Below are 26,953 nucleotides of genomic sequence, written 5' to 3' on the forward strand. Positions count from 1 at the left end.
CATTCTTCCAACGGTTCGTTCGCTCATGCTGTAACCTAAATCATGCATGTCATGTACCAATGAAGGTGCACCCAATCGTGCATGATGCTGCCAATATACGGCTTTTAAATCATTATATTTCTGCGCTGGATTGGCCTGGCGTTTTCGCCAGGCATAATAGCCTGAAGTGCTGACACCCAGGCATTTACAGGCAGAAGATACATTGACTTCATTCACATCCAGATCTTGAATTACCGTGTACTTTTCTTGGCATGATCTGTCAGAAAGTACACATGCGCTTTTTTTAAGATGTCATTGGCTTCCCTGAGCTGTTTGACTTCTTTCTCTAATTCTAAGATCCGCTGTTGTTCTGGTGAAAGTTGACGTTTGCTTGAACCCACTGGATTGGCTTCACGAATCCATTTGTCTAAAGTTGAATAACCCACACCTAATTTCTGGGCGATTGCAGCTATAGGTTCGTGGGAGTTTGAAAGTGCATAATCAATCGCTTGCTGTTTAAATTCAGGACTAAAACGTTTAGCCATTTCTTGAATCTCCAAAGATTAAAGTTACGTTATCTTTAGAGGGACGTGCTGTCCATTATTTTGGCTAGGATCAAAGCTCATGTTTATGATTTATTCCTCATATTTTGAGTTATTTAATTCTTATGTTTTAATAACAGTATTATTTATAAAAAAATAAACCATAAATGAAAGCATTAATTACTGTTGGTTGTAAAACAGATCATGGTGGAATCATTGTTCTAGGTGATGCTTCTTTTTTAGTCGAAGGGAGAGCTGTTCATTTAGATGGGATGACACATTATTGTCCTAAATGTAAAGTTCAATCGCGAGCCATTGCTTCAAACCAAGGTTTTATGACTGTTGGTGGCAAAAGTATTGTTGCTGTGAATGATACTTCAAGTTGTGGCTCAAAATACTTAAAAAATTCTGATCTAGCTGTGATGACTAAGGGAGTTGGCATTGCCAAATCAAAAACTTCAGAATTATTAGTAAATGATTTAATTGATAAAGATAAAGATAAAATAATTAATAAAATATATTGGAGCTATGGGAAAACCTTTACCCCTTTAGAAGAAAAATCAAGATTTTTTGATGATTTAAACGTACATATAGAAGCTATAGGTTACGAAGAGGGTGAAAATATTGATGTAGAGATAAACCCAGACTCTAGCAATTTTGATACATTTGAAAAGTTTACTGTTTCTATTACTATCAATAATGAAGGTAAAGGTTTATTTAAAAATGTCTTTCAAGGAAAAACTATAATTATTGATACGGAATATTAATCATGGCAGTTATAACAGCAACAGCTGGTGGACAATCATCAACAATACAAGCAAAAAGACCCCCGTTTTCAAATTTATGGTCACATTATCCTGTTAAAATGGCCGCAGGTGACGTTTATGCTTTAGTTGGCGGTCAAGCATTAGCCTTATATACAGAGAACCCTACAGGATATGCAAATGCCTGTGCTCTAAGATTAAGTAGATCTTTAAATTATGGTGGAATGCCTATTAAACAATCTACTAGAGGTTATAAAGTTAAAGGAAGTGATAATAAACCCTATCTATTGAGGGTTCGTGAAATGATTACTTTTGTAGAGCAAAACTTAGGTAAAGCAGATATAGCATTTAAGCCAAAAAACAATGAAGATGTATCCTCTCAATTAAGAGGAAAAACAGGAATTATTATTTTTAAGGTGTCAGGTTGGGGAGATGCATCAGGACACGTTACATTATGGAATGGAAGTGATTGTGGAGATAGCTGTTACTTTATACATAGCACCCCAAATGTCAGAACTACAGATATACTTTTTTGGAATTTAAGATAATGAAATTTCTTTTAATATTAGGTATTTGTTTTATTACATCCTCTTGTTATTCAAGAAACTTAGAAATAAGTGTATTAGAAAAAGAGGAGATTAATATTAAAAATTTTGGCTTCAGTTATTGCTTAACAAAAACTAAAGATAAACTATTACTTTCTGAGGCTTCTTTAGCAATGGGAGGCTACTTTCAAGAGGGGGCTTACGAAGAACCAGCCTATAAAAATATAAAAATATTTATAGATAAATATACGAGTAAAAATAATCATGTATATAAAAGTACAGGTAGTTCGACAATATTGATGAATTGCCTTAGCATGTATAACTCTCCCGAATATAATAAGCTCATAACAGAGCAAAATGATTACTGGATCAAGTAAAGAGAGCGTTCAAAATTCTGTGTCAGCCGAATTGGTTAGAGTTTGATTATATCATCGAGCCTACCTTCAAAGTAAATCGATAACTGTGTGATGGTTTGCCCCCAGTTTGTCACTGGCATCGTCCATTTTTCAGAAGCCTGTGGTAATCCTCCCATAAATAACCGAAGTTAAAAGTGGAGGTTAAGCAGCCATGAGAGGTGGCTTTCCTTTGTTGGCTTGATGTGGTCTTTCATAATTGTAATGCCTGAATAGCACTGCTACGCAAGAATTTGTTGCATAATCTTGTACTTCATCTAAAGTATCAAATAAATGTTTGCTCAGCCAACTATAACGTATGGTTCGATTATAACGTTCAACATATGCATTCTGTTGTGGTTTGCCTGGTTGAATATATTCAATACGAATACCTTGTTCGGTTGCCCAACGTACAAATTCATGACTGATAAACTCTGGTCCATTGTCGCATCGGATCACTAAAGGCTTTTCCCGATATTCCAGTAACTGATTGAGTGTTCGAATCACTCGCATTGCTGGCAATGAGAACCCTACCTCAATCGCTAAACCTTCACGACGGTAATCATCAATCACATTCAATAATCGGAACTTACGACCATCAGCAAGCTGATCGTGCATGAAATCTAATGACCAAACCTGATTTGCACGGATTGGCTCTTCCAGTGGTTCAGGTGCATGCCTTTTCAACCTTCTTCTTGGTTTAAGCCAATTCACAGTAAATACGGTAAACACGCCTTGCGGAGCAATGCTCCTCATTCCAAGCGTAATTTTCAACATGGCGTAAATAAGAGAAACACAGACCAAAACCCCAATCGGTGTTTTCCTCAGTCAGCTCAATGAGCTGTTGCGCAATGAGTGCATTATCATCACTATGTTTAGACTGATAACGGTAGCAGGTTTCACTGATACTAAATGCACGGCAAGCTAAGCGAATGCTAATAGCATGCAGTGCTGCCTGTTGTGCCATCTGACGCCGGTGAGATGGCTTCACCACTTTTTTGACATCGCTTCCTGGATGATCTCTGCCTTTAATCGTTCCTCAGCATACATCTTTTTAAGTCTGGTATTTTCTGCTTCCAACTCTCTGAGTCGAGCTATTAATGATGTATCCATACCACCATATTTGGCACGCCATTTATAGAAAGTAGCATTACTCATACCGTGTTCACGACAAAGGGCAGCTACGGGTGTCCCAGATTCAGCCTGCTTCAAAATGGACATGATCTGGCTATCAGTAAATTTAGATGTTTTCATGCAGAATCTCCTGCTCGTATCTTAAGAGAAAACTCTACTTTTAGACCCTATTATTTTTAGGGGGGATTACCATTTAACTTATTATTTCTGAATCATTAACTTATCAAATAGAAAAAAAGCCTAGGGCGTGTCCTCATTTGGCTTTACACCAAATAAACATGCAAGCAATGTAAATCATAGACTGGTAATTTCGTGCAAGCTTATCAAATCGGGTTGCAATCGCTCGGAAATGCTTCAATCTCGCAAACACATTTTCAACTAAATGTCTTAATTTATATAGATATTTATCAAACTCCTTATTCGATCTTTTACTATTTGATCTCATTGGAATGATGGGAATCATATCCTTGTTCTGGGCATATATTCTAATGTGCTCAGCATCATACCCCTTATCAGCAATGAGATAAGTTGCCTCGCCTACAGTATCATTCAGTTGTTTTGCAACTTGACTGTCGTGGACGCCACCCCCAGTGATTTTAAAATCAATCGGTAATCCATTCGCGTCGGTTGCAAGATGTATTTTTGTTGTTCGTCCACCACGTGATTGTCCAATTGCTCTTTCGAAACCATTCCGAGCTCCACTTGCATGTTGATGCACGCGTATGTAGCTTCCGTCAATGAATACCCATTCTTGATCCAAGAAGCCTCGTAATCTAAAAAAAATTTATTCCACAATCCCTTGCTTGCCCAACGATTAAAACGATTTTAAGCAGTTTGCCAAGGACAAAATTCTTGAGGAATATCACGCCATGTGGCGCCTGTACGCAGTTTCCATAAGATCGCTTCCATGATATTTCTACTATTCTTTGAACGGTAGCAACCATGTAATCGCATAGTATCTTGAATTTGCTGCCAGATATCATCGCTAAGAAGAGTACGTGCCATTGAAAATATAGAAATAAAAATAACTCAAAGGAGGATTTTAAGTATTTAAAACCAATTCTTCAAATGAGGACACGCCCTAGATTAATCGTTCTAGGCTTTTAAATTTTGATTGATATATCATCAGTATTTTTTAAACAAAACTATTTTTACTGAGAGCAAAAAATCACACCTTATTTGACGTGCGCCAAAAACTTCCCAATCGCCACCTGTGCAATTTCTGCATCTTCAAAAGACTTCACGCCAGACACACCCATCGCACCGACCAGCTGCCCTTCATACATCAGTGGCTCACCACCTTCTAACATGCCTGAAAAACTCTGCATGGTTAAAAAGCCCATCTGGCCGCCTTTAATAATATCTTCAAACAGTTTAGACGGACGGCGACTGATGGCAGAACATTGTGCTTTTTCAACCGCCAGATTCGCAGTCATAGGCGCTGCCCCATCCATACGTTTCATGGCCAGTAAACTGCCCGTTTCATCCACCACGGCAATACTGACATTAAAGTTATGCTGTATCGCATATTGATGCGCTTCATTTAATAGAAATTCAGCATCACTTAAAGTCAAATAATGTTTGGTTTTCATTTTGATCTCGAATTAACTGAAGCTTCCCTCTCCTTTTAGGAGAGGGTTAGGGAGAGGTCAAATTTACGCTTTCATCTCAGCAAAAGTGGCTTTTGCCGCCTGAATGGTAAACTCGATATCTTCATCGCTGTGCGCGCTTGAAATAAAGCCAGCTTCAAATGCAGATGGCGCCAGGTTCACCCCACGCTCTAACATGCCGTGGAAGAATTTACGGAAAGCGTCGACATCGCATTTCAGCATCGAATCAAAGCTGGTGATATCTTCCTGATCGGTAAAGTACAGACCAAACATCGCGCCCACTTGCTGGGTCTTAAACGCGATACCGGCTTCATCTGCCGCTGCCTGTAAACCGGCCAGTAGTTTTTCCAGTTGTGCTCTTAATTTTTCATAGAAGCCTGGCTCACGCAGATGTTTAAACATCTCGATACCGGCACGCATCGCCAGCGGGTTCCCCGACAATGTTCCGGCCTGATACACCTTACCCAGTGGCGCAATACATTCCATCACTTCGCGTTTACCACCAAAGGCACCGACGGGTAAGCCGGCACCAATGATTTTACCCAAGGTAGTTAAATCTGGGGTAACGCCATAATGTGCTTGCGCACCGCCTAAGCCAACACGGAAGCCGGTCATCACTTCATCAATAATAAACACCGAGCCATATTCATCACAGACATCACGAATGGCTTGCAAGAAACCATCAACTGGCGCAACCAGGTTCATGTTACCGGCAACCGGTTCCACAATCACCCCGGCAATTTCTGAACCAAACTTGGCAAAGCATTCTTTTAAGGTGGCAATATCGTTATATGGCAGGGTTAAGGTGTGTTTGGCAAAATCCGCAGGAACACCGGCAGAGGTCGCTTCACCCTCACCTTTGGTTAACAGGCCAGAACCGGCTTTCACCAGTAATGAATCTGAGTGACCGTGGTAACAGCCCTCAAATTTCACGATCTTGTCACGGCCGGTATAACCACGTGCCAGACGAATCGCGGTCATGGTGGCTTCTGTACCGGAGTTGGTCATACGCACCAGTTCAATTGATGGCATGATTTCGCAGATAATATCGGCCAGCGTCGTTTCATGAACAGTTGGCGCACCAAAACTTAAACCGTCTACTGCAGCATCCTGCACCGCTTTAATAATCGCTGGATGGGCATGACCCAAAATCATTGGCCCCCATGAACCGACATAATCGACATAGCGTTTGCCATCTACATCATATAAATATGCGCCTTGGGCTTTTTCAATAAAGACCGGCGTGCCGCCTACACCATTGAACGCACGTACCGGTGAGTTCACGCCACCTGGAATATGTTTGCTGGCTTGTTTAAATAATTGTTCTTGCTTTGGAGATAGGCTCATGAATCGACTCAACTCAAAATAAAATCAGACAAAAATTTCGGCTTAAACCGCCTTTTTAAATAGTTCAGACCAGTCATATACGCGTTGAGCAACGGTATGCATCGGACGACCTAATATATCACTAATCACCGCACAAAGGTCGGCACCGGCATCAATCACCTGCTGACCATTTTCAACGGTTAACCCCCCAATCGCGCAGATCGGTACATTCAGTTTTGCTTTGGCCTGCTTTAAGGTTTCCAGACCAATATTGCCGGCTTCCGGCTTGGTATCGGTGGCGAAAATTGCCCCAAATGCCACATAGTTAGCGCCATCGGCAATGGCCTGCTCTGCCAGTTCAAGTGAATTGTTACAGCTGCGGCCAATCAGGACATTCTTCGGTAAACGTGCTGCGGCTTCGACAATTGAGCCATCATCCTGACCCAAATGCACGCCGACACCATATTTTACCGCAGCTTCCAAATCATCATTAATCACAAATGGCACTTTGTACTGTGCACACAATGACTTCATATATTCAATTTCATAGGCCTGATCTTCTTTTGCCACCTTTTTACGGCGATATTGCAAGACTGCAACTTCATAGGTCGCCATTGCACCTTCAAGTTTGGCTAAAAGCAGTTCAATCGGATCATCATTGGTAATTAAATATAAGCCACGCATTTTGCCTGCCTGAAACACCTCAAAAAATTGGCTCTCATTATTACATAGTTACAGCTCAAGAGCAGGCCTTGCCTGTATTTTCGCTGATGCTTTGTTTCAGTTCATATTTTTATGCAAAATCCCTAGTATTGGGGATAGAGTCAGCGCCGGTTTCGGCATTTACTAAGACTCACAATAATAACGATATAAGTTGTTGTTTTTTATTTTTTATATCAATAACAACCAACGTGCATTCATGGTCTCATGGACGTACTAGAATTTGATGCCAGGACGCATTTGGGGAAATGTGATCAAACGCTAGTACGTCCACACTCTTTTGACTCTCTTCATTCTTTTTATTTCAATGATTCCAGCTATAAAAAAAGCCCGGAGAAAGGTCACTCCAGGCTTGGAAAGTTAAAAACTGATGTCATCAAAGTGTCATACACTCTGCATTGCTTCAATTAATAGAACATTCACTCTACAATTTCAATGAATTTTTTGACCATTCATCTTATTTTTGACCGAAAGTTTTAGTTTTGCTCGAAAAATGAAGATTAGCTGTCAATTTTATCCAGCGCGCGGTCTTTAAGACTCAGGTTGCCGCGCAGAATGTCGGCAAACATTCGCCAGTCAGAAATAAAGCTATACAGCGGCTGTTTAAAGCTGGCCGGCTTGTTTTTTTCAAAGAAAAAATGACCGACCCAGGCGCAGGCATAACCGGCCACCAGTCCATAGACAAAGTAGCGTGGCTTACGCTGCCTGACCATTTTCGTCAGGCAAATCAGGCCGATACCACTGCCCAGCATATGCAGACGCCGGCTCATGATATTGCGGTGTTCGGTTAAATAAAAACGATAAAACTCGTGATAATTTTGAATTGGACCTTGAGGCGTGTCATCCGGTTTTTTCGCCCATTCGGTGTTGAGGGGTGCGTTCATATTCATCATCCTGATGCTCTGTTCTTGCTCAAATTACCGCATTTTCTGTACAAATAAAAGCCACTTTGTTCGCGCTATTTTTCTGGCTACTTTTTTCAGGACAGATTTTGGTTACAATCAGAAGCCTTAAACAATGAACGCCTTTTCTGGACGCTTGATAATAATTTGGTATAGCGGCGTCATCTGCCAGAAAGCTACTTTTTTGCTGTATTGCTCAATTTTTTAGGACCAATTGAATGACCGAGATTGAATTAAAATTTCAAATTCCTGATGCGCGCCGTAATGCCTTACTTAAAGCGCTGGATCCTAAGAAATCTGAAACCATTTCGCTGCAAGCCCGATATTATGACACTGCCGACCGCCTACTGGCACAGCATGGTATTGCGCTGAGACAACGCTTGGAAGGCACGCGCTGGGTGCAAACACTGAAAGCCGGCAAAACCCATATTGAACGTTTTGAACATAATCATGACCTGGGCGAACTGCACCAGCTACCTGCGCTTGATTTAAGCATTTACGATGCCGCTCCCGAAGCCAGACAGCTATTAGATGCAGTTCTCAGTCAGACTGAAAGCCCGCTGCAACTGCAATTTGAAACCGATATTACGCGTACTTTGCGTGTTATCCAGCTAGATGAAGTCGAGATTGAAGCCAGTTTAGATGTAGGCTGTATTCGCAGCGGCGAGCGTGAATATCCCGTCCATGAGGTTGAGTTTGAATTAAAATCTGGTTCGGTGCAGGCACTGCTGGCCTTCTGTTTTGAATGGGTCAAGAAATACCAGCTCTGGTTAGATGTACGCAGCAAGGCCGAAATGGGCAATTTGCTGGCTTTAGACTTACAAGTCAGCCCGCCGCGTCTGGCTGAAGAATTCCGTTTAAATAAAAAAGCCTCGGCCGATCAGAATTTAAGATTGTTAATTGCCCAGCAATTGCAGCATTTACTACCGAACATTGCGGCTATTTCAGCGGGTGTTAATGAAGCCGAGCATATTGTACAGGCGCAAAATGCACTGAATCAGCTGTATTTAACCGTGCATTTGCTCAAAGACTGGAGTGCGTCTATTTCAGAAAAATGGGCCAATCAGTTACTGGCGTTTAGACAGCAGTTTGACCAGCTGCAACATTTAGAGCACATGCAAAATACCCTCGGCACCTTTTTGCAGAATCCGAATACCGCCTCGAATCTGGCCAAAGATATTTTATATGCTAAAGAGAAACTGGCCAATCTGGTGAAATCGACCCAGAATGTACATCATTATCTGGAACTGTTGATGTTTAGCCTGGATGAAGATGCCTCCCACCCTGCGCAGGATTTAAAACAGGCCGCTCAGCAGACTTTGCAGCATCAATATAAATTACTGCAAGAACAGCTAAACCAGACCAGTCAGACCGATTTTGACAGTCTGGATCAGCTGGCGCAGAAAATTAATGCCCTGAAATTTATTTTCCCGGTACTCACCACGATCTATGATGTTAAAAACCTGCAAAAGTACAGCAAAGCCCTGAACGATGCCCAGCTGGCCGCGCAGGAATATCAGGTTCTTTCCTCCGCTGCGCTGTATATCCAGCAAACCGAGCTGGAAGCCAGCGACTGGTTTGTACTCGGCTGGCTGACCGCAAAACAGGAAGTCCATGCGCAAGCCTTGCTGGATGCCACCGAACAATTCCTGGTGAGTCGCAAGTTTATTAAGTAAGTTCAGCCACTCCCCGCTCCGGCCAGACAAAAGAATACGCTTTATGGCTACTTTTTATGCATGGCTTGGCCTATAGTAAGGTCAATCAAGAATAAAAATTGCAGGAGTTGGTTATGGCGGAAATCGAACTGAAATTTCAGGTGCCGGTGCATCAGCGCCGCGCCTTTGAAAAAGCCATTGCCAAGAAAAAAGCCGTGCCAATGCAGCTGTGGGCCAAATATTATGACAGTCCTGAGCAGCAGTTAGCCCAGCATGCCATCGCTCTACGTCAGCGTCTGGAAGGTCAACGCTGGTGTCAGACCTTAAAAGCACCAGGGCAGCATCATTTTGAACGTTTTGAGCTGGAACTTGCCCTCGGCCCGGATGAACCGGGGCAGCTGGATTTAAGCCTGTATCAGGAACATAAACAGGCGCAAACCTTGCTAAAACAGGCGCTGGAGCTGAAAAAGGCCGATTTAAAAAATACCGGTCTGGAGCTGCAATTTGAAACCGATGTGCAACGCCTGATTGTGCTTGAACAAGTCAAAGACAGTGCAATTGAACTGGCCTTTGATCAGGGCGAAGTCCGCACACCAACAGCACAAAGCGATATTTACGAAGTCGAGTTTGAACTGAAACATGGCGATGTTAGCGACCTGATTGATTTTGTGCAGCCATGGGTAAAACGCTATCAGCTCTGGCTTGATGTTCGCAGCAAATCACAGCGCGGTCAGATGCTCAAGAATCAGCAGGACATCTTGCCCGTTCAACATCAAACACCTTTTAGCCTCGATAAACATGATTCGAGTAGCCGCGCGCTGGCCAAAATTGTCAGCAACTGTCTGACTCATTTATTGCCGAATGCCACCGCGATTGCCGACAATCATTATCAGAGTGGTCATGTGCATCAGGCTCGTGTGGCCATTCGCCGTTTACGCAGCGCGCTGAAAATCTTTGGTCACTGGTCCGAACAGGTACAACCCGAATGGCAAGCGCAATTGGCAGAACTGTTCCGGCAACTTGGTTCCACCCGCGACCGCGATGCGCTGAGTGAAAGCCTGATGCCACGTCTGGCCAAGGCCGGCTCTCCTCTCGCGGAACTGCCAGCAAGTAGCGAAAGCAGCGATGAAATTGATGCGCTGTTTCGCGCGCCAGAAACAGTGCGCCTCTTGCTGGAGCTGCTACAGTTTAGCCAGTGCACAGCACATGAAAATGATCAATCGCTGAAAAAACAGGTACGGAAACAGCTTACAAAAATGCACCGGCAAATTTGTCAGGATGCCGTGCAGTTTGAACATCTGGACAGCGAACAGAAGCATCGCACCCGTAAACGGGTCAAACGCCTGCGTTATTCGGTCGAGTTTATTGCCTCTTTATTTGAAGCCGATGCCGTCAAACAGTATCTGAAAGCATTGAAACCGGCACAGGAATCTTTGGGGCAGTTTAATGATCTGGTGGTGGCCGAAGCCCTGTTTCAACACGAGGTTCAGCAAAACCCGCAGGCCTGGTTTGTTCTGGGCTGGATTGCTGCCGAGCAAAAGCATGTTCTGGCCGAAGCCCAGCAGCATTTGCTGGAATTTACCCGCAGCAAAACCTTCTGGTTGGACTAAAGCCCAGCACGGAGATAATCATTTAGCGGTACTTGCCAAATACCTTCCAGGTACCGTTATCGGCCAGCGGATCATGATAACTATCGCTCCGCTGCTTGCGCGGTTTTTCCCGGGCATCCACCAGCTGAAAATGCGGTTCGACACTCAGCACAATACCGTTGACATAAAAACGGGTGCGAGTATATTCACTTTGCCCATGCTGAAACACATAGGTACGCAAATCAATAAACTCACGGTGCGCCACCAGCGCTGCGCTGTCGTCACTCTCCAGCCACTGTTTCATCGCCAGCATCTGCGCGGCATCAAACTGGCCACACTTTTCCATTAGGCTGGCCAGACCGCGAAAAGTTTTTGATTCTTTGGCCCGGGTTTTATTAATCCGGATTCGGTCAACATGAAAGAAAAATAAAGGCAGGTTTAAGTGACTTGGCAGATGAATGGCATCCAGCACTTCATCTTCCATAAAGGGCTGAAACAGCTCTTGTGCCCGCTCAATCAATCCGGACCATTGCTGAAAATAGGCTTCAACTTCAGCCGGATTGCCATAATAAATTGGCAGCCCTTCTACATTGGCCAGATGTGCCGGCGGCCAGATGTTTTGTCGCAGCAGCGCAATATCACTTTTTAGACTTTGAACCGCAATTGCATCTTGCATCGTGATTCCTTTTTCTTGCTTAGGCTATTTTTAGAGTAAGACAAAGGTTTAGTTTCTGCAAGGCTTTGCCTATAATTATTGTTTATGATTTTAGCTTAGGAAAAATTCATGGTTCAAAAGATTGAAGCAACCGATGTTACCGAAGAAGAAGCGTTAAATGCTGCTTTCTTTGAACGTGCTGATGAATTTATCAAACAGGCCAACGAATTTTGTCGCGTCGAAAAAGGCTCACAGGAACAACCGGCGGAAAAACGCGGTCAGGTCAGTGCTGCCATGTTGTTCGGCACGGCGCGTTTTAATACCTGGGTCGCAGCCAATAACTTCAAAGATGGTGAGGAAATGCGTGCTGCCAAAGATCAGGTCATGTCCTACATTTTGCAGCAGTTCCAGATGATGCTGGAAGACAATTATGATGAATACTGTGAACAGTTCGAGAACTATTTACGTTTCCGTCGTAATGAAGAATTTCACAGCAATAAACACAAACATGATCACGATCATTAAATTGCTAAAAAAAGTCCACCCTGTTGGGCTTTTTTAATGTCATCTTTTCGATAAATACCCTTTTCTTTTTTGCAGACTTGGCTTTGAATAAAATAGACATCTTCAAGGATCAAACCAACCTGCTATGCAAAATCTTGGATTTGCACTGATTGATGCGCATATTCATCAATGGGACCCGTATAACACACCACACAGCGCACGCTTGGCGGTCAAGCTGCTGGGGAAATATCCACGCTTACTGGATAAAACCATCCGTACGCTAAAATCCAAAGCGCTGATTGACACCCTGGGACATACCCAGCATGTCACTGCCCCCTATTTGCCCGAGCATTATTGCCGCGATGTCGGCTTTTATCCGGTTGAAAAAGTGGTGCATGTGGAGGCCAGCTGGCATGACCACAAAGGCAAAGGTGTGGTTGGAGAAACCCGTTTTATTGAGTCGCTGGATTTTACCAAAAATGGTATCCAGCTGGGTGCAGTGGTGGCCACGGCCGACCCGCGTGACAGCCAGTTCAAGCAGATTCTGAAAATGCATCAGAAAGCGGCGCCGCAACATTTTCGCGGGATTCGTAAAATGGCTGCGGTTCATGAAGATAAAGACATTTATGCCTGGGCCGATGATCCGCATTTATACCGTGACAAAAAATTTCTGAAAGGCTTTGAACTACTGGCACAGCATAATTTAAGTTTTGATGCCTGGGTCTATTCCAGCCAGCTGGAAGATGTGATTGCCCTGGCAAAACAGTTTCCGGAAACCTCAATTGTGCTGGATCACCTCGGTACACCGGCCGGTCTGTTTGGTCCGGTCGGCTCGCATACCGGTATTACCCAAACTGCGCGCGACAATATCCTGTTTCGCTGGCAGGAAGACCTGGCAGAACTGGCGCGCTGCCCGAATGTCTATACCAAATTGTCCGGGCTGTTCATGCCGGTACTGGGTCATCAGTTTCATCAGCAGCAACGGCTGGCCTCAAAACAGGAAATCATTGATTTAACTGCCCCGCTGATTCAGCATGCGCTAAAAAGTTTTGGTATGTATCGGGTGATGTTTGGTTCCAATTTCCCGATGGATCGGGTCAGTAGCGACTTAGTCACGATTATTGATGCCTTTAGCGATGTGGTGGCGACGTATCATCCGCAGGCATTAGCGCAGGTGTTCCATGATAATGCCAAACAATTCTATCGGCTCTAATTCTCTATGATAAATTCACCTCATACTTACTCATAGCACCTATAAGGATTGCTGGCAGATGGGATCAGTGCCAACATAACCGGCTTCATAAAAATCTCCCGTTTAGGGAGATTTTTTTATATGAATGATCTGTAATCAGCACTTATTTTACCGGCTGACCATATTGATCAGCCATGACTTCGACCCAATGTTGCGGCAGCAGATATTTCTGGATCACCGCATCAATATCGGCTTTGCTGAGTCGGGCAATGGCCTGATCACGTTTTTCCCGATACGGTAAATCACGGTCAAGTTCCAGCTGTGCCACCAGCATCCGGTGAATACGGCGCTCATCTTCCAGCGCTGTGACACGCTGTTTCAGAATGTCAGCCTTGGCCGCCGCTACTTCCTGTGCAGTCACGCCATTCTTGCGCAACTCCTGAAAGACTTTATGTACCGCCTGCGACAACTGCGCCGCTTTACCGGCAGTATAGTTGGCACTCACACTGAGGGCACCGGAATTTTCAAAGCTGCTTAAACTGAGCGAACTGCCAAAACTGTAGACCAGCGCATTTTTTTCACGCAGCTCTTGCGCCAGACGTGAGGTCAGTTGCGAGTCCCCTAAAATATGACTCATGACCATTAATGCGGCTGCATCGGGATGATCATTTCCCACGGGCAGGGTCATCACGCCCTGATAACTGCCAAACTCACGCTGTTCGGACAGTACATGCTGTTTTTGCGCCGCATAGCTGTTATACGGCACGCTTAAACGCTGATACGGCTGTGCTCCGTTCCAAGTGGCAAACTGCTGTTGCAACAGCTTGAGAACCGGCTTGGCCTCATAATCGCCGGTAATGGCAATCCGGGCATGATCCATGGCAAAAAACTGCCGATACAGCTGTTTGACTTTCTCATTGCTGGCCTGGGTCAACTGCTGCTTGGCAAATTCCGGCTCGAAGTGATAACGCAAATCTCCCGGCTGATAACGCTCGATCAAACGTGCCATATTTAAGGCAGCCACGGTTTCCGGCTCGGTATACGGCCGGTCCAGACTGGCCAGACTTTGTGCCTTGATCAGATCAAACTGGGCCTGTTCAAACAGCGGCTTTTTCATGATTTCCAAGACAAATCTGAAAAACTCATCAAATTTATCTTTTTTGGCCACAATCGAAATGGCCACGCCATTGCTATTGGCCTGTGCCGAAGCTGAACCACCGGCGTCAATGGATTTGTCGGCAATATCCTGCAGGCTGTACTGATCTGAGGCACGCAGCATTAAATAGGCCATCAGGTCAATAATCTCGCCCTGATTAAACAGCGATTTTTCATTGCCAAAATCGACTATAATGGTGGCGTAGGTTTTATCGTCCCGGGTCGAGGTGGGAAACAGTGCATATTTCATGCCATTGGCCAGTGTGCCACGCTGGATTTTGGCTTCAGTCTGGCTTAAGGCCTGTTTGGATGTGTGCAGATACTGCTGAATTTCCTGCTCATAGCTGCTGATGTCTTTGAGTGGCTCGGCCTGTACATCCATTTGATCGAGGGTTTTCAGCGGTTCAGCAGCCTGCTGTTGCTGGGCCTTTTTCTGCTCTTCTGGTGTCGGCTGAATATGCCCGCGCATACGATGTTCAGGAATCAGGAATTGCTGTAAACGTGTATTGACCTGATCCACCGTTAAGGCCTGTAATTCCTGTTGATGGACAAAATACTGTGCCCAGTTGCCCTGCTCCGATACCACATAATCACTTAGCATACCGGCAAGAGCACTGGCATTGCTAAACAGACTGTCCTGGCTATTACGAATCAGGGTTTTGACCCGGTTCAGCTCGGTCTGATTAAAATTTTTGCCCTGCTCGACACCCTGCTGCAAGGCAGTTTCAACCTGCTTGGCATTATGAGTCGGTGCATACAAGGCACCCATAAAGACCAGATTAAAATCCTGATCCAGCCAGGTGGTCGATTGCACCATGGTGCTGATACCGGTTTCAACCATGCCCTGATACAAATGCCCGCTCGGCTGCATGGTGTATAAATACGGCGCCAACGCCAGAGCGGTTTTATGCTGGCCGTTCTGACCATTTAAATAGATATTGAACTTGGCCAGCTGGCTGCCTTTTTGCACTAAAAAATCCCGGTTTTTGATGGTACGGGCATCCAGCACTGGCACCTTGACCTGTGCCGGAATCTGGCGTTTGGCCAGCGGACTAAAGTGCTGATCAATCTGCTTCAGTACCTGCGCTTTATCAAACTTGCCGGTCAGCACCATCACGGCATTATTCGGTGCATACCAGTTGCGATAAAAACGCTGCAATTCCGGCATCTGAATCGACTGCAACTCATTCAGATCACCAATCGGTAAACGGCCCAGATACTGGTTGCCATAGGCCGCTTTCCAGACCTGATCCATTAACACCGCATAGGGCTGATCCATACGCACTTCGCGTTCACGCTTCACAATCGCAATTTCTGCCGGCACAAATTTTTCTTGCAGCACCAGCTTGTCCATACGCTCGGCTTCAAGATAAATCATCTCATTAATGGCTGTCTGATCTGGGCGGATGGTGTTCAGATATTTGGTCGAGTAGTAATCGGTGCTGGCATTATTGCTTAAGGTGTACTGGTTTAAACGGCGCTGGAATTCATCTCCCGGGACATTCTGGGTGCCTTTAAACGCCAGATGTTCCAGTAAATGCGCCATACCGCCTTTGCCTTGGGGATCATTCAGGGAACCGGTAAAGTAGATGGTACTCATCACCACTTTATTTTCTTTGGCATTCGGCGCCAGAATCACCCGAAAACCATTATCCAGCCGGTATTCTTCAATCTGCTGTTCAGATTTTACCAACACCGGCTGGGCAAATGTCGTAGCCCCCACACCCATGATCAGCAAAGACAGGCTGAGCTGTTTAAACCGCATTAACATAATTTTTTCAATACCTTTTACCTGCTGCAGCCGCTTGCATGACTGCAGCATTAAATTGTTTGTTGTTGTGACTTATGTTTGAAAATCACCGGCATACCCAGCGTGATTTCCCTGTTCTGTTTTAATCTAAAAATAACTCGGCCACCAGATATAATTTGGCATAACCGGAAATTTCAATACGCTGCTCTGCTTGTAAGGCACAGTACAGCATTCCACCTCGCGCCGAAGCCTGATAAGCCACCAGTTCAGTTTTGCCGGTTTTTTCTGCCCATAACGGCGCCAGACCGGTATGCATGGAACCAGTCACCGGATCTTCATCAATCCCTTTATGCGGGGCAAAGTAGCGAGCAATATAGTCATAGTCCTGAGAGGGCGCGGTCAAGGCCACATCTAGGTCTGTCGCGGTAATTGCGGTGCTGACCTGATGCAGCTCTGCAATCTGCCGGATTTTGGCCAGATCGGGCTGGGCGGCTAACACTGCCTGCTCAGATTCCAGTACCAGAATATAGGCCTGTGCATTTAAATAGACTTCCTTGACCGGCTGATCAATCACATCCAGCAATTGCGCCGGAAATTCATCTTGCAGTACCGGCACACGGGTTGGAAAATTCATGCGGATTTTGCCATCATCATCTTGCGTGACAATAAAAAGACCTAAATTTTTGACATGAAAATGAATGGTTTTGGCGCGGGTATAATCCTTAAACAGTACAAAGCTGCTGGCCAAAGTGGCATGGCCGCAAAAATCGACTTCAACTGTGGGGCTAAACCAGCGAATCTCGAAATTTTCAGCATTCATCGGCTTGACAAAGGCAGTTTCGGAAAGGTTATTTTCCTGTGCAATATTCTGCATTAAAGCGTCATCAAGCCAGTCTTCGACCACTATTACTGCGGCCGGATTTCCCTTAAATAATGCTGTTGTGAATGCATCAACCTGATACATTTTCATGAATCTGTCTCCCGCTGTATTTTGTGCTTTTTCCCAAGCATGCATCAATGATATAAGTTTTAACACCCGGCACAATGCAGAATTGTTGTTTTCCTGCATATCTCTGGAATGATCTCTGATTGAGGAATAAAAAAATATGACGCTCCCTGCTGATCTGCAAACTGTACCTTTGGAAAAGGCCTATCGTTTGATCAATCATGGTCCGACCGTGCTGGTGTCTGCACAAGATCAGCAAGAAACCGATGTCATGGCTGCAGCCTGGGCCTGTGCGCTTGAGTTTAATCCCGCCAAAGTTACAGTGGTGCTGGATAAAAGCACCAAAACCCGTGCCATCATTGAACAGTCAGGTTATTTTGCCTTGCAGGTGCCGACCTTAAAACAGCTCAGGATGGTGCATCAACTGGGAAGCATCAGCCTGTTTCAGGAGCCGAACAAGCTGGACCGCTGTGGGGTCGAGCTGTTCCAGTTTGAGCATTCTCATGTGCCGACAGTGGCCGGATGCGCCGCCTGGCTGATCTGTGAACTTATTCCGGAGCCGCACAACCAGCAAACCCATGACCTGTTTATAGGCAAAGTCATTACAGCCTATGCCGATCAGCGGGTATTTCGTGACGGGCACTGGTATTATCATGAAGTGGCCGATGAATGGAAAAGTATCCACCATATTGCCGGCGGGCATTTTTATAGCATTGGTCAGCCGGTTTCAGTGGAATAAACAGTTGTTAGATTAGCAAACAAATTGGCCAGATCAGCGCGCAACTGTAATAGCCCGCGCGCCATACAACAATATTTTACGCATAATAAAAAGCGCAAGGAATCTGCATGGATGCACAGCAACGCCGCCTCAGCCTGTTTTTACTGCTGGCCACCTGTTTAGGTATCGGTATTTTTCGTTTTTCTTATACCGCCTTATTACCCAGTACCCGTCTGGCTTTTGAATGGAGTAGCGAGTTTGCCAGCCTGTTAGGCAGCGCCAATTTACTCGGTTATTTAATTGGTGCGGTCTGGGCCATGCGCTTAAACCGGCAGCTATTAAGCTGGATTCAGGCCGCGGCCTTTCTCGGCAGTTTAAGTTTATTCTGCTGTGCGTTCGCCGGTTTTGAGGGCAGCTGGTATCTGTTCTGGCGAATATTGTCCGGCATCTGCGGTGGCTGGCTGATGATTCTGGCGCCGAGCGTGGTTGCGCAGCACTGTGAATTGCAGCATCGGTTTAAAATTAATGTGATTGGTTTTAGTGGCATCGGACTTGGTGTGCTGCTCGCCACATTATTTTTGCCCTATTTAGATCATATCTCCACCTCAAGCGCCTGGCTGATTTTATGTGCCTTTGCCGTGCTGTGCAGTCTGGGTTTAATCCTGCTCAAACCCAAAGCCCTACCGGTTAACATCCAAAGCCAGCCTCAAAGCGCTGCTGCTGTGCCCATCAATAAAAAGGTCTTTGCCAGCCTGCTCTTGGTGTATAGCTGTAGCGCGTTTTCCTATGTACCACACTCACTCTTCTGGATTGACTATTTAAGTCAGGTGCAACAACTCAGCCTGTTCTGGATCAATAGCCACTGGATTTTATATGGCCTGGGCAGTGCCTGCGGAGCGGCCTGTGCCTATTTTCTGGCAAAACAGCTCGGCAATTTCAAAGCCCTGAAAATCCTGTATTGCCTGTATGTGGCGGCCATTTTAGCGGCAATCGCCCCTTGGTCAGTGATGACCTTTCTGTCCTCGTTTTTTACCGGCCTGCTGAATCCGGCGGTGGTGTTTCTGACCTCTTATACCCTGCTCCAGCTCTATGGCCTAGCCTATAAAAAATTATGGGGCATGGCCACTTTATGCTTTGCCAGCGTGCAGTTAATTGGAGGCTTAAGCTTTAGCGGTCTGCAGGTTGCTGACTGGTCTTATCCGCAGCAGTTTTTACTGGCCGGTGCGGTTCTGGCACTGGGAAATCTATATTTTATTTGCAGCCTGCCGGCCACCAAAACACCGGTTTCCACAGCCGAGGTAAACTGATTTAGCTTATTCATCGGTCAGCTCTTGTACCAAATAGGGATAAGGATTCACGGCGCCTTGACCACTGAGATAAATCCCATAATGCAAATGTGGCGGTGTATTTTGAGCATTGCCGCTATTACCGACATAACCAATGATTTCACCGGCTTCAATCCAGTCGCCTTCCTGAATCTCCGCTGCATAATCCTCTAAATGTGCATAATAATGATGGCTTAAGCCCGGACCAATCACCCAGACCACTTTACCCCCAAGGTTGTTGGTGCCCACCCGCGATACAATTCCAGCCGTGGTTGAGCGTACCGGCGTGCCGCGTTTGGCAAAAATATCAGTGCCTTCATGCCGACGCCCTTCACTGCGCGCCGCACCCCAGGTATCACTGATCTGCCTGGCCTGCACACCTTCTACCGGGACCGGTAAAGGCGCCATGAATTCCTGCTGTTGCAATTTCAGATACAGCATCGGATAGCGCATACCGGCGGCATCACCCGAAGGCGGTGGCTGACAGCCGACCAGCAGCACACTCAAACTTAAGCCAAGCGCCAGACCGGCGAGCCGTTTAGAAATCAAGATATTCATGGCACCTGCATCATCAAGGGATGACTTGATCTTAAGGTCTGCTCAGGGGTAGATAAAACACGGTTTTTGTACAGGTTTTGCTGATCTGGGTTTGGAGATGATTCCTCTGCTGCTTTCCGATCTAGATCGTCATGGGCTATATAGATATGACAAAGGCTCTCATCATGAGAGCCTTTGTCAGTAAATCAATTTAAAAACCTATATGCGCCTTTAGGCGATGAAAAAGTTTTTAAATTGGGGGGGCGACATCATTGCTGACGTTGGTTTTTCTGTTTTTGATTTTGTTGCTGAGGCTGTTGCTGCTGTTGACGTTGATTGTCATTCTGCTGCTGATTTTGTTGACGTTGGTTTTGCTGATTCTGTTGATTCTGCTGGTTTTGTTGATTAGCCATTTCATATCACTCCTGTATCAGTTCGATATGTCGCACAATATGTACAGGTATTACTCTACCGGGTTTTGTTTTTTGCCCAAGTCATAAGCTGTATCAAATTGCCTCAATGTAATTGGGCACAGGATTATCCATTACAAATTAAGTGAAAATAGTTTTACTATTTTACCTTAGTCACCCAAAGCATCACTGTGGTTACTTGTCATTACATTGACACAAATGGATGAGAAGATAAGGCATAAAAAACCCGCGTTAAACGCGGGCGGTTGCATCAAATAGATAGCGTTTTATTGGTCCATCTTGTCAATAATCGCCTGACCAAACTCAGAGCAGCGCAGCAAGGTGGCATCTGGCATCAGGCGTTCAAAATCATATGTCACCGTTTTGGCTGCAATCGCACCGGATACACCCCGAATAATCAGATCGGCCGCTTCAGTCCAGCCCATATCGCGCAGCATCATTTCCGCAGACAGAATAATCGACCCCGGATTGACCTTGTCCTGCCCAGCATACTTTGGCGCAGTGCCATGGGTGGCTTCATACATATGAATTGCCCCGCCAATATTGGCTCCCGGTGCAATGCCAATCCCGCCGACTTCTGCCGCCAGTGCATCGGAAATATAATCCCCGTTCAGGTTTAAGGTGGCAATGACCGAATAATCTGCCGGGCGCATTAAAATCTGCTGTAAAAAGGCATCGGCAATTACATCTTTAATCATAATCTCTTTGCCGGTTTTCGGATTTTTCAGCTTCACCCACGGCCCGCCATCGAGCAATTCGCCGCCAAAACGCTCCAGCGCCACTTCATACCCCCATTCCTTAAAGGCGCCTTCGGTATATTTCATGATGTTGCCTTTATGTACCAAGGTCACACTCGGCTTGTCATTATCAATCGCGAACTGGATGGCTTTACGTACCAGACGCTGAGTGCCTTCTTTGGAGACCGGTTTAATCCCAATACCACAGTTTTCTTCAAAGCGGATTTTGGTGACACCCATTTCCTCTTTCAGGAATTTAATAACTTTTTTCGCTTCCGGTGAATCGGCTTTCCATTCAATCCCGGCATAAATATCTTCCGAGTTTTCCCGGAAAATCACCATATCGGTCAGTTCCGGATGTTGCACCGGTGAAGGCACGCCTTCAAACCAGCGTACCGGACGCACACAGACATACAGGTCCAGTTCCTGACGCAAGGCCACATTCAATGAGCGGATCCCACCACCAACTGGTGTGGTTAGCGGCCCTTTAATCGACACCACAAATTCACGCAAGACCTCAAAGGTTTCTTCCGGCATATAGGTGCCATAAATCTTGTTGGCCTTTTCGCCGCAATACACTTCCATCCATTCAATCGCACGTTTGCCACCATAGGCTTTTTGTACTGCCGCATCCACCACGGCTTTCATAGTCGGGGTAATATCCACCCCAATCCCGTCACCTTCAATAAAAGGGATAATCGGATTGTTCGGCACATTCAGGGATAAATCTGCATTTACCGTAATTTTGCTGCCATCTGCAGGCACGACGATTTTCTGATAACCCATAATCCTTGCTACTCCCTGTGATTGGTGGGCGGGCAAATCCATACTATTCTTGCCCGGCACCGGTCTTTTTTGGCTGTCTGCTTAATTGTATTTTTAACTCGATGATCTTTTCAGTTTAATCAAAATTTAACCAGCCCGGGATTTATAAGGGAAATGGCCTTATTTCTGTGCTTAATAAATCGGCATATATCCTGTGGCATCTCTCAGCAAGTTTTACATTTCCAATCAAAATCATCTGCTCAGCTTTGCCATAAAGTTCAGGCAGATCAGACAGAATCTGCTATAGTAGCCCGATATTGTGGACCTTCTTTTTGCTCATTGTCACCCTTTCTCTCCCATGCCGGGTTTTATTACAGTTAGCATAAGAATCACACCCAGATTTTTTTATATTTTTTAGCAGGTTACAGTGAAAATAGTTATTCTTAACAAGCCTTATGATGTGCTGTCGCAGTTTCGTCCCGATGAAAAGCACCCAACCATGGCCGACTTCATTGATGATCCGGATTTACGGATTGCCGGTCGTCTGGACATGGATTCAGAAGGTTTAATGTTCCTGACCGATCATGGCGGTTTAAACCAGTTTATTACCAACCCGGCCAATAAAAAGTTTAAAACCTATCTGGTCCAGGTCGATGGTGACATTACCGAAGAAGCGCTAGAACAGCTGCGTAAAGGTGTAGAACTGAATGATGGCATGACCTTGCCGGCCAAAGCGATTAAAGTGGCTGAACCGGAGTGGTTATGGGAACGTCATCCGCCGGTACGTTACCGCGCTTCGGTGCCGACCTCCTGGGCTGAAATTTCAATTTGTGAAGGCCGTAACCGTCAGGTGCGCCGCATGACCGCTGCGGTCGGCTTCCCAACTTTGCGTTTAATTCGCACCAAAATCGGTTCGATTGATCTGGTTCAGCTGGGCCTGCAACCGGGTGAAACCCGTGAAATTGAACCACTGCTCTATAGCGACTTTAAAGATGTACCAGCCGAACAGCCGTATCGCTCACGTTCTTATGTGAAGAAACCGGGCGGCACTGGTGGCAAACCGATGCAGAAAAAAGTCAACAAAGATGGTACCGCCAAGAAAAAATCCGGCACACCACGCATCTGGCAAATGGAAGAAGGTGAAAAGCCACGTCGCAAGACCAATGGCACCACCCGTCCCAATACCAAATCACGTGGTCGTCGTGCCCGTTAATGAGACTTGCATCTGCTCAGCTAAAAAAGCTGTTGCAAAGATGCGTTGAATAGACGATGAAAATAAGGCTCCAACGGGGCCTTATTTTTTTGCTTGTATTTTCAGCATCACAATGCTATTTATGATTCACATAATTTTAAATTTAAAATAAAACGTATCTTAAAAAAGGAGGCTGCTATGGATCAGCAAGTTAATCCCATGTTTCATCAGGACCGATTAATGCAGCATCTGGGCGCCCATCTGGTGTCGTTTGGTGAACACAGCGCACAGATTGAATTAAAAATTACCGAGCAGCATTTACAAGGCCATCAAACCTGTAACGGTGCGGTGATTTTTGCGCTGGCGGATGCGGCTTTTGCCATTGCCTGCAACACCGGCGAACATCCGGCGGTGGGTCAGCACTGCGGCATTCATTATTTAAAACCGGGCCTGCTCGGCGATACCCTGACTGCGGTGGCAGAACATAAAGCCAGCAGTGGCCGCAGCGGCATTTATGATATTCGGGTCACGAACCAGAAGCAGCAGATTGTGGCGGAGTTTCGCGGTACTTCCCGCCTGATCATCAAATAAGGTGTGATTACGATAGGGTTTATGACGATAGATCTGCATAAAAAAACCGATGCTTGAGCATCGGTTTTTTATAGTATAGATTTCAGACTGTGATTTTACACTTTTAACCAGCGATCCAGTTTGGCCTGATCTTCAACTTTTAATTCAACTTCAGTCAGTTCAGAACCTGCTGCATTCACTTCAAACTGCATCAGTTCATCACGGCGGAAAGCATGTACTGTAAAGCTGCCGCTCTGTTTGGCATACTGTTCGATCAGTTTGCTGCTGGCTTTGAGGCCATCAATGGCAATGATTACATCATGCGCCGACAGACCGGCTTGCGCTGCCTGACCATCACGGCGTGCGGCCTGTACCAGTACGCCTTCCGGTTTATCGGCCAGTTTTAGCCCCAATGGCAAACGCTTGTCATTTTTTAAGCTGTAGCTCAGACCAAATTCCGGGAACAGCTGATCCAGCGGTAATTCTTCGGTGGTGTTAATCAGATGGTTAATCTGCTCAGCCCAGCTATCGCCGGTTAATTCCTGACACAATTCATAAATCGTGCGCTCATGCACCTGAATGCCCTGCTGCGCATTGTCATACAGCTTGCGCATTAACGCATCCAGACTGGAACCACGCAGACGTAAACCGAGGTCCAGACACAAGGCCACCAGACAGCCCTTGTTGTAATAGCTGGTGCCGGCATGGTTGGAGTTTTCATCCTGGCGGTAGAATTTCACCCAGGCATCAAAACTCGATTCAGCCACGGTTTGAATTGCCCGACCCGGATTTTGCAAATAACGGTCAATCTGCGCTTTTAATAAAGCAATATAAGATTCCTGATTAACCACGCCGCTGCGTAATAAAATCAGATCATCATAATACGAGGTAAAACCTTCAAAAATCCATAACAAGGAGGTGTAACCTTCCCGGTTCAGATCATAATTGACAAAGCTGTCCGGACGGATAAATTTCACCAGCCAGGAGTGGAAATATTCGTGGCTGCACAGCCCCAGAAAACGCTGATATTCTTTCGATGGCTCTTCCGGCTCATTGGCTTTTGGCAAGTCATCACGCGGGGTAATCAGGCTGGTACTGTTCGGATGCTCCAGACCACCATAGCTGTTCCCGGTCGCCATGGTCATAAAGGTATAATCCTGAAACGGTGCAGAACCGAACATGGCAATTTCAGTGGCACAGATTTTTTCCAGGTCCTGCTGCATTCTCGCAGCATTCATGGCATGTTTGCCCGACACCACAAATTCATGTGGAATGCCTGCTGCATCAAAACTAAAACGGGTCTGCTCGGCCAGTTCAAACGGCGCATCAATCAGTTCGGCATAGTTTTTGGCTTTTAAGGTATAACGCCCTTTCACCAGACTTTTGGCCACCAGTCCGGTCGCCAGCTGGAAATGTTTCAGTTCGTTTGGCAGGAACACTTCGACTTCAATCGCTTTATCTTCCTGACCTTCCAGTCCTAAACAGGCACAGGCCGGATTGACATATAACCGGGTCTGATCAACATAGGCACCACGCACCGACAGGTCGTAGGCATAAACATCATATTCCACCGTAATCAGTTCATGATCGGTATTAAACAAACGCCATTTGTTCTTTTCAAATTTCTGGATTTTTAAAATACGCCCGGCTTCATCATAAGCCTTGACCGCTTCAATATGTTTGGAAAATTCACGAATCAGATAGCTGCCCGGAATCCAGGTCGGTAAAGCTAGAACCTGTGTCGGATTGGCCAGAAAGCGCAAAGTGACATGAATAAGATGCTGACGATAATCGTCAAATTCGATTTGATAATGCAACATAATGGGCGATATAAAAGATCAAAGAGATAACTTATCAATTAGCTTAACATTTTTTTGTCATGCAATGCGCAGTCGTCTTCATTGTCGAAAATTATCGCTAGTCAGGCGGCAAAAAAAAGCATAGCATGCCTAAAATTTTTATGTTTATGACCAACGGACTGGTTAAAAAAGGAATCCCCTTGAAACGTGTCATCTACCTGATTGCGCTGCTGTGCTGGCTATGCAGCTCGCTTGCGCATGCCACCTTATTATCTTTTAATCCTGAAACGGTTGAAGCAGAAGCCTGGACCGTGCTTGATCCACAATCGGGTCAGGTCATTGCAGAACACAATAGCCAGATTCAGCGCGCCCCGGCCTCGCTGACCAAGATGATGGTGGCCTATATTGTGCTCAAGGACATTCAGGCCGGCAAGCTGAACGTGGCAGATGTGCTGACCGCAACGTCGGTGGTGAAACAGGTGATGTGGGATGAATCCCAGATGTACCTGAAAGAAGGTGAGCAGATTTCTGTCGATCAGCTACTAGCCGGTTTAATTGTGATGTCTGCCAATGATGCCGCCCTAACTCTGGCCGAACGGATTTCTGGCAGCGTACCGCAGTTCGTGGCACGTATGAATCAGGAAGCACAGGCCTTGGGAATGCAAAATACCCATTTCCAGAATCCGGCCGGGATTACCATGCCGGAACATTATTCTACCGCGGCCGATCTGGCCCGTTTGGCACAGGCGGTCGTCAATGACACTCCGGATTATCTCGCTTATTCCAAACAGACCAGTTTTACCTATAACCAGCGTTATCACCGCGCCACTAACATTCTGCTCAAACAGGACCCGACGGTGGATGGCTTGAAAACCGGCTATACCCGAGCCGCCGGTTATAATCTGGCACTGACGGCCAACCGTCTCACCCAGAATTTTGATGATCCGAACCGGCGTTTAATTGTGGTGGTTTTGGGTGCCAAAAGTGCATTTAAACGCGCTGAAATTGCCCAGCAACTGATGAACATCAGTTATGCCTACACCCGCAACGAAGTGGCTTTAAAAAACAAGCAGCTGATTGCTGAGTTGCCAGTGGTAAAGTCGACCCTGAAAATGTTCAAGGTTGAAGTGCAGCAACCGAAAATTGTCACCACGTCTTTATATGGCGAAAATAGCGCGATTGATTTAAAACAGTTTGATGTGACCCAGCAGCGCCTGTTTGTTAACGATACCTTCGGTCAGACCCGACTGATTGAACCCTTAACCCAGACCGAAACCCATTTGAATGTCGAGCTGAAAGAAAAGTTACTGACGGCCCCGCTGGCACAGGTGATGCAGCTGGCCACCGTGCATGTTTATCAGAATAACCGCCTGATCAATACCATTCATCTGGAAGAAGAAGTACATATTGCCGAAGCCAGCCTGTTTGAAAAACTGCTGATCTGGCTAAAAAGCCTGTTTAGCTTTTCCTCCAAGGATGAAACCGCAGCCAAAACTTATCCGCTGGTTTAATCCTGTGA

Annotated in this window: 23 protein-coding genes and 3 pseudogenes; 13 read left to right on the top strand and 13 right to left on the bottom strand. The window is 45.7% G+C overall.

Annotated elements, in window-relative coordinates:
* Window positions 1-524: pseudogene (locus tag FTU50_RS01400) on the bottom strand (transposase); the annotation flags it as partial.
* A 164-nt stretch (window positions 525-688) separates the two neighbouring features.
* Here FTU50_RS01400 and FTU50_RS01405 point away from each other — a divergent pair.
* The 3 genes from FTU50_RS01405 to FTU50_RS01415 are packed head-to-tail and all read left to right on the top strand — an operon-like array spanning window position 689 to window position 2,207.
* Window positions 689-1,288, top strand: coding sequence for a PAAR domain-containing protein (locus FTU50_RS01405; protein WP_180054605.1), 600 nt, complete (start codon window positions 689-691; stop codon window positions 1,286-1,288).
* 2 nt (window positions 1,289-1,290) lie between these two features.
* Complete coding sequence (locus FTU50_RS01410) at window positions 1,291-1,833, top strand: type VI secretion system amidase effector protein Tae4 (RefSeq protein WP_180046822.1); 543 nt, start codon at window positions 1,291-1,293, stop codon at window positions 1,831-1,833.
* Window positions 1,833-2,207 carry a hypothetical protein gene (locus FTU50_RS01415; RefSeq protein ID WP_180046824.1) on the top strand — a complete coding sequence of 125 codons (375 nt, stop codon included), beginning with the start codon at window positions 1,833-1,835 and terminating at the stop codon, window positions 2,205-2,207. The genes FTU50_RS01410 and FTU50_RS01415 overlap by 1 nt, the downstream gene beginning before the upstream one ends.
* A gap of 180 nt (window positions 2,208-2,387) precedes the next feature.
* Here the strand turns inward: FTU50_RS01415 and FTU50_RS01420 are convergent.
* From FTU50_RS01420 to FTU50_RS01445, 6 genes and pseudogenes are all read right to left on the bottom strand, one after another.
* Window positions 2,388-3,476: pseudogene (locus FTU50_RS01420) on the bottom strand (IS3 family transposase).
* A 133-nt stretch (window positions 3,477-3,609) separates the two neighbouring features.
* Window positions 3,610-4,361: pseudogene (locus FTU50_RS01425) on the bottom strand (IS5 family transposase).
* Between the two features lie 170 nt (window positions 4,362-4,531).
* Entirely contained in the window at window positions 4,532-4,948 is a 417-nt protein-coding gene (locus FTU50_RS01430; protein ID WP_104495106.1) for a heme-binding protein, read from the bottom strand.
* Window positions 4,949-5,011: 63 nt separating this feature from the next.
* Window positions 5,012-6,313, bottom strand: a complete 1,302-nt coding sequence (gene hemL / locus FTU50_RS01435) for a glutamate-1-semialdehyde 2,1-aminomutase (protein WP_180054607.1) — start codon at window positions 6,311-6,313, stop codon at window positions 5,012-5,014.
* A gap of 42 nt (window positions 6,314-6,355) precedes the next feature.
* Window positions 6,356-6,976: a thiamine phosphate synthase gene (thiE, locus tag FTU50_RS01440; RefSeq protein ID WP_016659151.1), complete on the bottom strand. Its 621-nt coding sequence runs from the start codon at window positions 6,974-6,976 to the stop codon at window positions 6,356-6,358.
* Between the two features lie 536 nt (window positions 6,977-7,512).
* Entirely contained in the window at window positions 7,513-7,896 is a 384-nt protein-coding gene (locus FTU50_RS01445; protein WP_180054609.1) for a DUF962 domain-containing protein, read from the bottom strand.
* Between the two features lie 236 nt (window positions 7,897-8,132).
* On the opposite strand from FTU50_RS01445, the gene FTU50_RS01450 reads away from it, so the two are divergent.
* Together FTU50_RS01450 and FTU50_RS01455 are read left to right on the top strand one after the other, a co-directional pair.
* The gene (locus FTU50_RS01450; RefSeq protein WP_168406487.1) at window positions 8,133-9,590 is read left to right on the top strand and encodes an inorganic triphosphatase; all 1,458 of its coding nucleotides are present in this window, start codon (window positions 8,133-8,135) and stop codon (window positions 9,588-9,590) included.
* A 113-nt stretch (window positions 9,591-9,703) separates the two neighbouring features.
* Window positions 9,704-11,179 carry a CYTH and CHAD domain-containing protein gene (locus tag FTU50_RS01455; protein ID WP_180054611.1) on the top strand — a complete coding sequence of 492 codons (1,476 nt, stop codon included), beginning with the start codon at window positions 9,704-9,706 and terminating at the stop codon, window positions 11,177-11,179.
* Window positions 11,180-11,201: 22 nt separating this feature from the next.
* On the opposite strand, the gene FTU50_RS01460 is transcribed toward FTU50_RS01455, so the two are convergent.
* Window positions 11,202-11,834, bottom strand: coding sequence for a hypothetical protein (locus tag FTU50_RS01460; RefSeq protein ID WP_127800039.1), 633 nt, complete (start codon window positions 11,832-11,834; stop codon window positions 11,202-11,204).
* A gap of 108 nt (window positions 11,835-11,942) precedes the next feature.
* On the opposite strand from FTU50_RS01460, the gene FTU50_RS01465 reads away from it, so the two are divergent.
* A complete protein-coding gene (locus tag FTU50_RS01465) occupies window positions 11,943-12,338 on the top strand; it encodes a DUF3144 domain-containing protein (protein WP_005178954.1) in 396 nt (131 codons plus the stop codon).
* 124 nt (window positions 12,339-12,462) lie between these two features.
* On the top strand, window positions 12,463-13,530 hold the full coding sequence (locus FTU50_RS01470) for an amidohydrolase (RefSeq protein ID WP_160241186.1): 1,068 nt from the start codon (window positions 12,463-12,465) through the stop codon (window positions 13,528-13,530).
* A 142-nt stretch (window positions 13,531-13,672) separates the two neighbouring features.
* Here the strand turns inward: FTU50_RS01470 and FTU50_RS01475 are convergent, their stop codons facing one another.
* Together FTU50_RS01475 and FTU50_RS01480 are read right to left on the bottom strand one after the other, a co-directional pair.
* Window positions 13,673-16,435: a pitrilysin family protein gene (locus FTU50_RS01475; protein ID WP_035363281.1), complete on the bottom strand. Its 2,763-nt coding sequence runs from the start codon at window positions 16,433-16,435 to the stop codon at window positions 13,673-13,675.
* 121 nt (window positions 16,436-16,556) lie between these two features.
* Window positions 16,557-17,384, bottom strand: a complete 828-nt coding sequence (locus tag FTU50_RS01480; protein ID WP_180054613.1) for a PhzF family phenazine biosynthesis protein — start codon at window positions 17,382-17,384, stop codon at window positions 16,557-16,559.
* Between the two features lie 136 nt (window positions 17,385-17,520).
* On the opposite strand from FTU50_RS01480, the gene FTU50_RS01485 reads away from it, so the two are divergent.
* Entirely contained in the window at window positions 17,521-18,099 is a 579-nt protein-coding gene (locus FTU50_RS01485; RefSeq protein ID WP_180054615.1) for a flavin reductase family protein, read from the top strand.
* Window positions 18,100-18,206: 107 nt separating this feature from the next.
* Window positions 18,207-19,385: a YbfB/YjiJ family MFS transporter gene (locus FTU50_RS01490; protein ID WP_180054617.1), complete on the top strand. Its 1,179-nt coding sequence runs from the start codon at window positions 18,207-18,209 to the stop codon at window positions 19,383-19,385.
* Between the two features lie 6 nt (window positions 19,386-19,391).
* On the opposite strand, the gene FTU50_RS01495 is transcribed toward FTU50_RS01490, so the two are convergent.
* Complete coding sequence (locus tag FTU50_RS01495) at window positions 19,392-19,961, bottom strand: M23 family metallopeptidase (protein ID WP_005178963.1); 570 nt, start codon at window positions 19,959-19,961, stop codon at window positions 19,392-19,394.
* A 217-nt stretch (window positions 19,962-20,178) separates the two neighbouring features.
* On the opposite strand from FTU50_RS01495, the gene FTU50_RS01500 reads away from it, so the two are divergent.
* The gene (locus FTU50_RS01500; RefSeq protein WP_168384624.1) at window positions 20,179-20,349 is read left to right on the top strand and encodes a hypothetical protein; all 171 of its coding nucleotides are present in this window, start codon (window positions 20,179-20,181) and stop codon (window positions 20,347-20,349) included.
* 288 nt (window positions 20,350-20,637) lie between these two features.
* Here FTU50_RS01500 and icd read toward each other — a convergent pair whose 3' ends face one another.
* A complete protein-coding gene (gene icd / locus FTU50_RS01505) occupies window positions 20,638-21,894 on the bottom strand; it encodes an NADP-dependent isocitrate dehydrogenase (RefSeq protein WP_016659160.1) in 1,257 nt (418 codons plus the stop codon).
* A gap of 406 nt (window positions 21,895-22,300) precedes the next feature.
* Between icd and FTU50_RS01510 the strand changes: the two genes are divergently transcribed.
* Window positions 22,301-23,086 carry an rRNA large subunit pseudouridine synthase E gene (locus tag FTU50_RS01510; RefSeq protein WP_045794865.1) on the top strand — a complete coding sequence of 262 codons (786 nt, stop codon included), beginning with the start codon at window positions 22,301-22,303 and terminating at the stop codon, window positions 23,084-23,086.
* Window positions 23,087-23,263: 177 nt separating this feature from the next.
* Window positions 23,264-23,656: a hydroxyphenylacetyl-CoA thioesterase PaaI gene (gene paaI / locus FTU50_RS01515; protein WP_005178971.1), complete on the top strand. Its 393-nt coding sequence runs from the start codon at window positions 23,264-23,266 to the stop codon at window positions 23,654-23,656.
* A gap of 95 nt (window positions 23,657-23,751) precedes the next feature.
* Here the strand turns inward: paaI and FTU50_RS01520 are convergent, their stop codons facing one another.
* Complete coding sequence (locus tag FTU50_RS01520) at window positions 23,752-25,455, bottom strand: M61 family metallopeptidase (protein WP_104490604.1); 1,704 nt, start codon at window positions 25,453-25,455, stop codon at window positions 23,752-23,754.
* 179 nt (window positions 25,456-25,634) lie between these two features.
* Here FTU50_RS01520 and FTU50_RS01525 point away from each other — a divergent pair, with 179 nt between their 5' ends.
* The gene (locus FTU50_RS01525; protein ID WP_257222770.1) at window positions 25,635-26,945 is read left to right on the top strand and encodes a D-alanyl-D-alanine carboxypeptidase family protein; all 1,311 of its coding nucleotides are present in this window, start codon (window positions 25,635-25,637) and stop codon (window positions 26,943-26,945) included.
* The last annotated feature ends 8 nt before the right edge of the window (window positions 26,946-26,953 follow it).

The sequence above is a fragment of the Acinetobacter sp. YH12112 genome, from assembly GCF_013418945.1.
In the GTDB taxonomy this organism is placed as follows: Bacteria; Pseudomonadota; Gammaproteobacteria; order Pseudomonadales; family Moraxellaceae; genus Acinetobacter; species Acinetobacter indicus.